The organism is Paenibacillus sp. USHLN196 (assembly GCF_037144955.1).
Classification (GTDB): domain Bacteria; phylum Bacillota; class Bacilli; order Paenibacillales; family Paenibacillaceae; genus Paenibacillus; species Paenibacillus xylanexedens_C.
In genome coordinates this window covers 371,655-382,308 of the sequence record NZ_JBBCYH010000003.1, presented here as the reverse complement: position 1 = coordinate 382,308, position 10,654 = coordinate 371,655, and the positions used below count along the sequence as shown (strand labels likewise).

Annotated in this window: 9 protein-coding genes; 3 read left to right on the top strand and 6 right to left on the bottom strand. The window is 44.5% G+C overall.

Features of this window, described 5'->3' with window-relative positions:
* Positions 1-92 precede the first annotated feature (92 nt).
* Positions 93-2,510: a family 43 glycosylhydrolase gene (locus tag WFI24_RS08445; RefSeq protein ID WP_336759915.1), complete on the top strand. Its 2,418-nt coding sequence runs from the start codon at positions 93-95 to the stop codon at positions 2,508-2,510.
* Positions 2,511-2,644: 134 nt separating this feature from the next.
* Here the strand turns inward: WFI24_RS08445 and WFI24_RS08440 are convergent, their stop codons facing one another.
* Entirely contained in the window at positions 2,645-3,199 is a 555-nt protein-coding gene (locus tag WFI24_RS08440) for a helix-turn-helix domain-containing protein (protein ID WP_336759914.1), read from the bottom strand.
* 131 nt (positions 3,200-3,330) lie between these two features.
* On the opposite strand from WFI24_RS08440, the gene WFI24_RS08435 reads away from it, so the two are divergent.
* Positions 3,331-3,912 carry a LysE family transporter gene (locus WFI24_RS08435; RefSeq protein ID WP_336759913.1) on the top strand — a complete coding sequence of 194 codons (582 nt, stop codon included), beginning with the start codon at positions 3,331-3,333 and terminating at the stop codon, positions 3,910-3,912.
* A gap of 51 nt (positions 3,913-3,963) precedes the next feature.
* Here WFI24_RS08435 and WFI24_RS08430 read toward each other — a convergent pair whose 3' ends face one another.
* Positions 3,964-4,941, bottom strand: a complete 978-nt coding sequence (locus WFI24_RS08430; RefSeq protein ID WP_336759912.1) for an MBL fold metallo-hydrolase — start codon at positions 4,939-4,941, stop codon at positions 3,964-3,966.
* Positions 4,942-5,141: 200 nt separating this feature from the next.
* On the opposite strand from WFI24_RS08430, the gene WFI24_RS08425 reads away from it, so the two are divergent.
* Positions 5,142-6,119, top strand: coding sequence for an alpha/beta hydrolase (locus tag WFI24_RS08425; RefSeq protein WP_336759911.1), 978 nt, complete (start codon positions 5,142-5,144; stop codon positions 6,117-6,119).
* Between the two features lie 84 nt (positions 6,120-6,203).
* Here the strand turns inward: WFI24_RS08425 and WFI24_RS08420 are convergent, their stop codons facing one another.
* The 4 genes from WFI24_RS08420 to WFI24_RS08405 form a co-directional block, all read right to left on the bottom strand.
* Positions 6,204-6,851 carry a hypothetical protein gene (locus tag WFI24_RS08420; protein WP_336759910.1) on the bottom strand — a complete coding sequence of 216 codons (648 nt, stop codon included), beginning with the start codon at positions 6,849-6,851 and terminating at the stop codon, positions 6,204-6,206.
* Between the two features lie 312 nt (positions 6,852-7,163).
* Entirely contained in the window at positions 7,164-8,645 is a 1,482-nt protein-coding gene (locus WFI24_RS08415) for a DHA2 family efflux MFS transporter permease subunit (protein ID WP_336760272.1), read from the bottom strand.
* A gap of 62 nt (positions 8,646-8,707) precedes the next feature.
* Positions 8,708-9,295, bottom strand: a complete 588-nt coding sequence (locus WFI24_RS08410; protein WP_169479623.1) for a TetR/AcrR family transcriptional regulator — start codon at positions 9,293-9,295, stop codon at positions 8,708-8,710.
* Positions 9,296-9,585: 290 nt separating this feature from the next.
* Positions 9,586-10,506, bottom strand: coding sequence for an NAD(P)/FAD-dependent oxidoreductase (locus WFI24_RS08405; protein ID WP_336760270.1), 921 nt, complete (start codon positions 10,504-10,506; stop codon positions 9,586-9,588).
* Positions 10,507-10,654: the final 148 nt, after the last annotated feature.

The window sequence follows — 10,654 nt, the reverse complement described above, 5'->3', positions numbered from 1 at the left end:
GAGTTGCTCTAAAGGAGGGCTGCCAAACCTTATATCGTGTGTTGCCAAGTATCGGCTAATTTTTCATTCCGGGAATAGGAAAGGGGAAACGTATGAAACGTTATTGGGTACGCGTACTTAATATTTCTGTACTAAGCACCGCATTACTTACTGCAACAACTTTGGCGCCGGTCTCGGTGTTCGCAAATGCTTCAGGGACAACTGTGGGTGACTCGCAGACCTCCACCACATCTATCGCAACTCCTGCTCCATCATTCAAAAATGTTTCCGTTCATGACCCTTCTGTCATTAAGGTGGATGATACGTATTATATTTTTGGATCTCATCTGCAAGTAGCCAAATCCAAAGACTTTTTGAACTGGGATCTCGTCGCATCCGGCGTTACAGATAACAATCCTGTTGTCCCCAATGTAACCAAGGAATTCGCTGAAGCCTTGGAATGGGCGCAGACGGATACGTTATGGGCGGCAGATGTCATTCAGCTCGCGGACGGCAAATTTTATATGTACTACAATGCTTGTAAAGGGGACTCCCCGCGATCAGCGCTCGGCATTGCTGTCGCAGACAACATCGAAGGGCCTTATAAGGATCAAGGCATTCTGTTGAAATCCGGCATGTGGGATCAGATCAGTGAAGATGGTACCATTTACGATGCAACGATTCATCCCAATGTGGTTGATCCGGATGTCTTTTATGATAAAAACGGCAAGTTATGGATGGTGTATGGCTCATACTCCGGAGGGATTTTCATTCTGGAGATGGATGCAACGACAGGTAAACCGCTGCCAAATCAAGGTTATGGCAAAAAGCTGACCGGAGGCAATCATAGTCGTATTGAAGCACCTTACATGCTCTACAGTCCCGAAACTGATTATTATTATCTGTACCTGTCTTACGGTGGACTAGGTGCTGATGGAGGATACAACATTCGTGTTGCTCGCTCCCAGTCACCGGATGGGCCCTTCCTTGATGCGGAAGGAAACGATATGATCAACGTTAAAGCAGACAAGGATAAACCATTGTTTGATGATCGTTCTATTGAGCCTTTTGGAGTCAAATTAATGGGGAACTTCCTGTTCGAGAGACAGATCGGTGATCCGGGCACAGGCCTAGGTAGCGGCTATGTATCGCCAGGACACAACTCTGCTTATGTTGATCCGGAGACTGGCAAACAATTTCTCATCTTCCATACCCGCTTTCCAGGGCGTGGCGAAGAGCATGAAGTTCGCGTACATGAGATGCGTATGAATGCAGATGGTTGGCCCGTTGTTTCTCCATATCGCTATGCGGCTTTGGGAGAAGATACCACGCAACTGACAACGCAGGAGATCGCTGGTCAGTACCAATGGGTGAATCATGGTAAGGACATCACGGCGGACATCAAGCCATCCCAGACCGTTCAGTTCACGACAGATGGGCAGATTCATGGTGCCGTGACAGGAACATGGAGTCTTGGTGCAGACAACAAGATTCAGATCACTTCGAATAACATTGTGTACAAAGGCGTTTTCACACATGAATGGAACTCGGAATCTCAAAGTACGGTTCTGACCTTTAGCGCCCTCTCCTCCTCCGGAATTGCCATCTGGGGAAGTCAAGGTGTTGAACGGAGTGATCAGGACATTGTAGATGCGGTGAAAAAGGACCTGAGCATCAGCAATACGGATCACGTGTTCTTCAATCTGTCTCTGCCTACAAGGGGAACAAGTGATGCAGAGATTACGTGGAAAAGCTCCAACACGTCGGCTCTATCCGCTACAGGCGTAGTACAGCGACCTCGGGCTGGTAAGGGCGATGCCAAAGTCAAATTAACCGCCACGATTCGTAAAGGAACTGCGACAAGCTCCAAAACGTTCAATGTTATCATTCCACAGCAAGCGGTAAGCCCATTGCTCGGGGAGTATACTTTTGATCACAAGAAACTTGGCAAAGTCGCACAGGATTACAGCAAAAACAAATATCACGGACAAGCCTTTAACGTGGTCAGTTCTGCTGCAAGTGGCAAAAATCAGGCTGTTACATTTAATGGGGCAGACAGTTACATCCAATTACCTGGACTCATTACAGATACAACGGATTTCACGTTTAGCACCTGGGTCAATTGGGACGGTGGCGGGTCCTGGCAGCGTATTTTCGACTTTGGGAATGGGTTAACCCGACATATGTTCCTCACGCCCTCCCAGCATAATGGCGCATTACAATTCACCATTCATAATGAGGGACGGGATCAGAGCCTGATTGCAGCAAGTCCACTGCCTTCCAAAGAGTGGGTTCATGTCGCTGTAACCCTTCAGGGCGATGTAGGAACTCTGTATGTGAATGGCACATCGGTGGCAAGCAGCTCTGAGATTACTTTTAATCCGAAAGATCTGCATGTGACGGAGGCGTATGTAGGCAAGAGTCGTTACGAGTCTGATCCGTTCTACAAAGGCAGTCTGGATAACGTAAGCGTGTATGATAAAGCATTAACAGCTAAGGAAATCCAGCGTCAGGCCAAAGAAAAGCCTTAACTCAGAGTCCCTATCGCAAGCGGTTGGGCTCCATAGTGCAAAGATCAATAAAGCAGCCAATGTTTTGAACTGAACCCTTTGTTAGACATGACTAACAAGGGAGTTGCAGTTCAATACATCAGGCTGCTTTATTGTCACTTCGAATAATGTATAACCATGTTTAATTTGTTCGTCTTCGCACCGGAGTTAACATAGGCATGAGGCTTGTCCGCTCCAAAACGGATCGACTCCCCTGAACTTACCGTATATTCTTCCGCCCCTACCCGAATCGTAACTTCACCTTCAAAAACCATAATAAATTCTTCCGTACCTTCGATATGCGGTTCAGCATTCAACGCAGAATTGGGGTCCATCTCCATCATGTACATTTCAAAGCGGCGTCCTGCTTCAAAAGGAAAATGCGGATATATTCGAACCCTGCCCTCGTCTTCCATCAATACTTGAATATCATCGCCCGTTACAACGGTAGTATCTGACTTCGGCTCGTGGATCAAAGCAGTGAAGGAGGTTTTCAAGCCGTTAGCAATCTTCCATACGGTTGCAATCGATGGATTGGATTCACCACGTTCAATCTGACCAAGCATGGTCTTGCTAATGCCAGACATCTCTGCGACCTTGTCCAAACTAAGCTTTCTTTGTTCCCGAAGCTGTTTCAGGTTCTGAGCAAGAATACTATTAATGTTTTTCAAAATCCATCCTCCTCATTTTATATTTATGTGTTGTGCTATATAACGTACATATTGTACAATAATAAAGACCGTACGTTATAACGTACATTTCAGGTCATTATATCACACAACCAAGAAAACGTGGAGGAACCATGAACATTATACCTTTAGTGACCTATGCAATCATCGCTTCATTTACACCCGGACCCAACAATATCATTTCCATGACACATGCCAGAAATCAGGGGTTCCTCAAGACCCTTCCTTTTATTAGTGGAGTTGCAGCTGGCTGCCTACTTATTATGTTTCTGTCCAGCTATTTCAACCTTATTCTTCATCAATACATTCCTAGAATCACACCTATCTTGAACGTCTTAGGATGTGTGTATATGCTCTATCTGGCGCTCAAAATCATGCGAAGTAAACCTGCAGATTCGCAAGACAACAAGGTCAATCATTATTCATTTCTATTTGGGTTCACCTTGCAATTCATTAATCCCAAAGTCATTCTGTATGGGCTTACTGCCATATCCGTTTTTGTTCTGCCTCTTGGACAGTCCCATGTCCATTTAATTGTATTTCCCTTACTGCTCACCTTCATCGGCATGAGTGCCAATATGACCTGGGCGTTTGGTGGCATGTTATTTCAGAGCTTTCTATTAAGGTACGAGCGTCCTGTTAATATCGTCATGGGTATGTTGTTAATTTACAGTGCACTCTCGATCCTGATGTAAAATGCAACAGAAAAAGCGTCCACTCATTCGATGAGCTGAACGCTTTTATTTTTATCCTAATTCCGGTCTCCACCACGGATGTATAGGATAATCCTCCGTATGAAGAACAACCTTCTCGCCGATTTTGGGTGTTGCAATCTTGACTTTCAGGGCATGTGCAGCCTTCGTGATTCGTTCAATCGGTTCATTCCAGGCATGATAGGCGAGCGTAAATGCGGCCCAATGAATCGGGATGAGCAACTTACCACCTACATCCAAGTGCGCTTGTACCGTTTCTTCCGGCATCATGTGAATGTTGGACCAACGCTCATCATATTGCCCACATTCCATCAACGTCAGGTCAAATGGACCGTATTTACTGCCAATCTCCTTGAAATGAGGACCATATCCGCTATCTCCACTAAAGAATACCTTCGTATGTTGTCCAGCGATAACCCACGAACACCATAAGGTAGAATTACGGTCGAATAATCCTCTGCCCGAGAAATGGCGAGCTGGCGTGCAAGCGAATGTTAAACCTTTGAACGATAACTCATCCCACCAGTTATGCTCAGTAATCTGCTCTGAAAGCACACCCAGTTGAATCAGTCGACGACGAACGCCCAGTGGCACGATAAATCGCTTTGTTTTATCCTTCAATCTGCGGATGGAGTCATAGTCCAGATGATCATAATGGTCATGCGATATAATGATTGCATCTAGCGTTGGGAAATCCTCCGGTTGAATGGGTAAATTGGTGCTGTAACGCTTGGTACCCACCCAAGACACGGGTGATGGACGATTGCCCAGCATCGGATCAAAGAGCAATCTGTGACCTTCAATTTCAAGCAAAAAGGCCGAATGACCGAACCATGTAACCTGTGGATTATCGGATGCATTCAAGGTTTCAGCAGGTTCACATATCTCCATAGGCATCACGCCCGATGGCCTCCGCTCTACATTGCCACGCATGGAATCTCTCAATATACTGATTAGGGACTTGAAGCTCATGCCTGCTGATGTCGGGATCTGGTTTTCGTATTTTGTCATTGTGCATACCTTCTGTTCTATATAATCAATCTGTGATTCAACTTTTGGATAAGAACTATTCATATCGTAGCTTTATATTAATTCATTGGCTGTTGATATTCAATTTTCGGTTAATTAAGATAGAATTAAGACTCTGTTTTCTCTCGTATAAGATTGGGCATATATGATAGAGAAAATACATGGAGAGTATGTGAGAGAACATGAAGAAATGGCGCAAAAGATTAGTTAAATTTTTGATATTCGACCTGGCGGTAGTTCTGTTGCTTCTGGGTACTGGCGTGATCTACCAACAAGTGGGTTTAAGGCAGGATGCCAAAATACTCGTACCCCCTGGAAAACTGTACAACGTACATGGTGACAATATGCATCTATATACCGGTGGAGAAGGCGATGTAACGGTAGTACTTGCCTCCGGCTGGGGTACCGCTAATCCTTATGTAGATTATTATCCATTATATGAAAAGCTTGCTCCCAACACAAAATTCGCTGTATATGACCGATTTGGATACGGGTATAGTGATCGTACCGATAAGAAACGTGATGTCGATACCTTAGCTGACGAATTGCATGAGTTATTAGAGGTGTCCGGACAAAAACCACCTTATGTTCTGGTCGGTCATTCCCTCGGCTCGTTGGAAACCATCCGTTTCGCACAGAAATACCCGGATCTCGTGAAAGGCATCGTCATGATTGATGGCGGAAGCCCCGAATACTATTCGAATGACGATGATACCTTGGCTGATACAATTGGTGGGTTTGCAAACAAGTTACGTATTCAAACTGGACTATTCCGCCTCTCCATGCAATCTGACTTGGTTGTCGAGACTTCCAATGCCAATCGAAATGAACTGAAACTCGTACCCGATGATCTAAAAAAATGGGATACAACTGCGCTGTTGTACAACTATGGTAATGCTAACACGTTGGATGAATTACGTGAAATAGCTGCCAATGCCAAAGTGGTCGTAGATCACAAGCAAAAGTTACCGTTTCCCCTCACCATATTGACCGCTGATTACCTCGGTGCCAGTGAACCCGAATGGGACAAAACTCAAGTTGAATTTAAATCCTGGTCGGATGAATCCAAGCAAATCACACTCAAAGATACAGATCATTACATCCATCAATATCGCCCTGACCTCGTAGCCGATGAAATATTGGCCCTGGTGAAGAAGTAACTTACACTTAGCTAAGGTAGGATACTCTATATTGCGAAAGAAACCCCAAAGATTCTCCAATCTTTGGGGTTTTGACTATGAACATTATTGTGCTATCGCCAGTCTTGGTCGCTGGGATCTGAAATCGTTGAAGGCTTGTTCGATCTCAGTTGACGTGAGCTGGTGACGGTAAAAGTACTGCTGCATCGCGTCCATCTCGTCTCGATCCCCATTGTAGATGTTTTCAATTCTCTGAATTACTTCCTTATACAGACTCTCACGCCTGGACCTTACAGGTTCACACAACCAAAAGTCCGTTCTTTTCACATCTCCTGTCTCCGTCCAGAGCAAATTCTCATATCGGATGACATCCCAGTCCCAATATCCAGCATGAATCTGCTGAAGTTCCGTCGTTAATAGATCGTATATTAAGTGGTGAGGAACGTGTCCATACTTCGCGCGGTACTGTTTCAGACTGAATGCTTCAATCCATTCGGTCAGCGTGTACTCACCTGGTGAATACGCATACAATTTGGGTGCATGCGTATTGCCTTGCAATGACCGGAGAGCTTCACTTTCCATTTCTCCATCCAATTTTGCACGTGAAGCATATACCTTGAGACAGTAATCTTGCAATCTATATACAACCGAGCTATTACTAATAAGCGAAGCCTGTAGAGTCAGGTGGCCATTTTTTTCGTAGTGCAACAGCATCTTTTCGATGTTATCGCCAATGGGATTAATGATGATCATAACGTTGTCTCCTTGAGTATAGATAATATATAAACCGTTTTCGAAATGGTTAAAAATTGCACTAATACATTCTATATTACCCTTTTATATTAATATGAACATATACAATCTTGCCGGAACATGAAGTATTTGCTCTGAAAATCATTCTTTTAAACCACCATCGTCCGGCTATATTCTTACTCTAATGGCTGTAACCCGTTTCACGTCAAGACCAAAAAAAAGACAATATGTAAAAACAAAAAAACGATGGGCTCCTATACTAGGAACCCATCGCTCTTATATTATATCGGGTTATTCATGTTAGTTAATGGATTAATGCATAGGACCTTGTTGTCCTGGCGTTGATCCTACTTTGACCCGTTTCACAAATAGTGAAGTAATCAGACCGATAATCGACAGAACTAATGCGAATACAAACGCATTCTGTACACCTGACGTGAAACCTGCCAGTTGATTCTCAGGACTTTCCGGGTTCGCCACTCCGCTCAAGAAGCGGGATTGTCCTGCGCTCAGTATACTTACTGCAACAGCCGTACCAATCGCTCCGGAAACCTGTTGCAACGTATTCATGATGGCAGTACCGTGAGGATAGTACTCACGTGGCAATTGGTTCAGACCATTCGTCTGTGCAGGCATCATAATCATCGAGATTCCGACCATCATGAACACATGCAGCGTAATAATTTTGGCCAGTGTCGTTGTTGGTGTAATTCCAGTGTACATGAAGAGTACAACCGTTACGACAGCCAGACCAATAATCACAAGCCACTTCGGACCGAACTTGTCAAACAGTCGGCCCATGACCGGAGACAGTAAACCATTCAGCAAACTACCCGGCAATAGAACCAGTCCGGCAGTTAACGCTGTAACAGCCATACCTTGTTGCAGATACATTGGCAGGATCAGCATGGATGACAACATCATCATCATACAGATGAAAATCAGGATCAAGCCAATTGTAAACATCGGATATTTGAACGCTCGCAGATCCATCATTGGCTGTTTCATTCTCAGCTGACGGATACTGAATAACAACAAGGACAGTGCACCAATGACGATAGTGGAGATAACAACCGGACTTGTCCAGCCACCGCCAGTTTCTCCATGTCCTCCTGCGCTACTGAAGCCATATACGATACCGCCAAAGCCCACTGTAGATAAAATGATGGAGAATACATCAATTTTGGGCTTGGTCAATTTTGAAATGTTCGGCAAGAACAGCAAACCGCATACCAGTGAGATCAGGAAGAACGGCAAGGAAATCCAGAAGATCCAGTGCCAGCTCAGATTAGCCAGAATCAGACCGGAGATACTCGGACCGCTTGCTGGTGCAAACATGATAACCAATCCAATCAAGCCCATGGCCGCGCCACGTTTTTCAATCGGGAAAATAACCAATATGGTGTTAAACATCAGTGGCAACAATAGCGCTGTACCTATCGCCTGCAATACCCGTGCCACCAACAGAATTTCGAAGCTAGGTGCAAGTGCAGCAACAAACGTTCCTGCAATCGAGAATATCAAGGATGTTGTAAACAGCTGTCTTGTGGTGAACCATTGCAACAGCATACCGGATACCGGTACCAGGATTCCCAACACAAGCAAGTAACCTGTGGTTAACCATTGAATCGTTGTAGGACCTACTTCTAGTAGAGTCATAAGTGGCGTCAATGCCACATTTAATGCCGTTTCTCCAAACAGGCCAATAAAGCCGCTCAGCAGCATGGCGAACAAAATCGGAAATACCTTGTATTGCTGTGTTTCTTCTTGATTCTGTACAGAATCAGCCTTCATGGAAACCTCCACGATCCCATCCTCCTCAAACGTATCAAACTTTCTTTTTCTCTTGGTATAACTTATTGAATTTGTCTGGCATTTTTCGCCACAACCGACAAATAATCAGCAGCCGTCAGCAGAGGCTGTTTATCCTGATTCGTCAGGCTGATAATCAGTGCTCCCTCCATCAAGGAAATGACCAGAAGTGATGTCTCCCGCGCCTTCTCTTCACCAATACCATCCATAATCAGATGTTTCGTAATAACATCCTGCCAACCTGCGAATACACCTTGGCAGGCAATGCGTAGCTGATGGCTGATGCAGGATGTCTCCACGGCTGCCCAGAAGCTGAATGGAAGGAATCCGGTAAAACCAGCTGCTTCCGTTTCATGGGCCATATCGTGTATGAATCGCTGAATTCCATCTGCCGTATTATCATGAGCTGCGAAGGTTTCTTCAAACTTTTGCAGGATATGTTCATTGGCTTTTTGAATACACTCGTGCGCGAGTTCTTCCTTGCCTTGCGGGAAATAATGATACAACGACCCTTTCGGCGTACTACTCTCCTTGATGATCTGATTCAGACCGGTCGCATGATATCCTTGTGAAAAAAACAGTCTCGCTGCTGTGCTGACAATGGACTCTCTAGCATTAGACTTTTCACTCAACGAAAGCCACTTCCTTCAAATAATTATAACAATCGGTCTATATAATTAAACTCGTTCAGATAAGGACTGTCAATCTTTTTTATTTCAAATTTTAATGTAAACGCCACCATCTTTCTTATACCTGATCTCAGTATTTTTGAGCATATTTTCTATTTTCAGATATAGGCTCATTTTGCATCGCTTCATTAATAGAGAGAGAACCACTCCATATGAACCTGATGTGACAATAAACAGGGGATTGCATAAACAATCCCCTGTAAAACCTGATCTGTATTGTTTACTTACCAATACTAGTGAATGTTCTGTGCATTCCATGCTTCCACATTCAACTCATTATTCATGCCTACCGCTGACAACGCCCCCAGAGACGCAGCCGTGATTGCCTGATATATCTCGGATGCTGCATCACCAGCACTGTATACACCGGCTACAGATGTTTTGCCGGAAGCATCAACGATAACCGTTCCCAACTCTGAAATTTCACAACCGATGGCCTTCGGCAGTTCTGATCCGGTAAACAATTTCGGTTGGAAGAAGATACCCGTGCATGGAATTGCTGTACCATCATCCAGGACAACTTGTTTTACCATTCCGTCTTCTGAGCCTATAGATTGAACCGGTGCATCGAACACAGTAACCTGATGCTGCTTCAGTTCTTCACGCTGTTCATCGGTTAATGAACCTGATCCATTCGTGCAGATCGTATAATTTTCTGTCCAGCCGGATATGACTTTTGCCATATGTAATGCATTATCACCATTAACGATAATGACCAGCGTCTGGTCTCTTAGTTCCCATCCATCACAATATGGACACACAAAAGCACTTTTGCCGTACACCTCTGTTAACCCGTTGATGTCCAAGGGCAGATCTTTCTTACCCACCGCAAACAAAATCTTTTTCGTACGATAACTTGCCCCCTGTGCAGTTGTGATTCGAAAATCACCATCGCAACCTGTTATCGCCGTTGCCGTATCGGATGCAAATTGAACTGAGGGATATGCTGCAATCTGTTCTTTGGCTGCTTTGCGGAATTCTCGTGGGCTGGCCCCATCTCGTGTCACAAACCCATGAGTCTCCCTTGTAACCCAGTTTCGCGGCGTCTCATCGTCTATGACCACTACGTTCTTACGAGCCCTGCCAAGTACAAGTGCTGCATTAAGCCCCGCTGGTCCTCCACCAATAATAAGTACATCCAAGAGTTGATTCATATTACTCATATTATTCACCCTTTCCAGACATTTAATATCTCTAATTTATCTTTAAAAATAACCTCCGTTTCCTCTTAAGAAAGTAATATCGGAGATTGACGAGAACACATTTAAACAAGACCATTAAAGATATCTTATATCTACAATA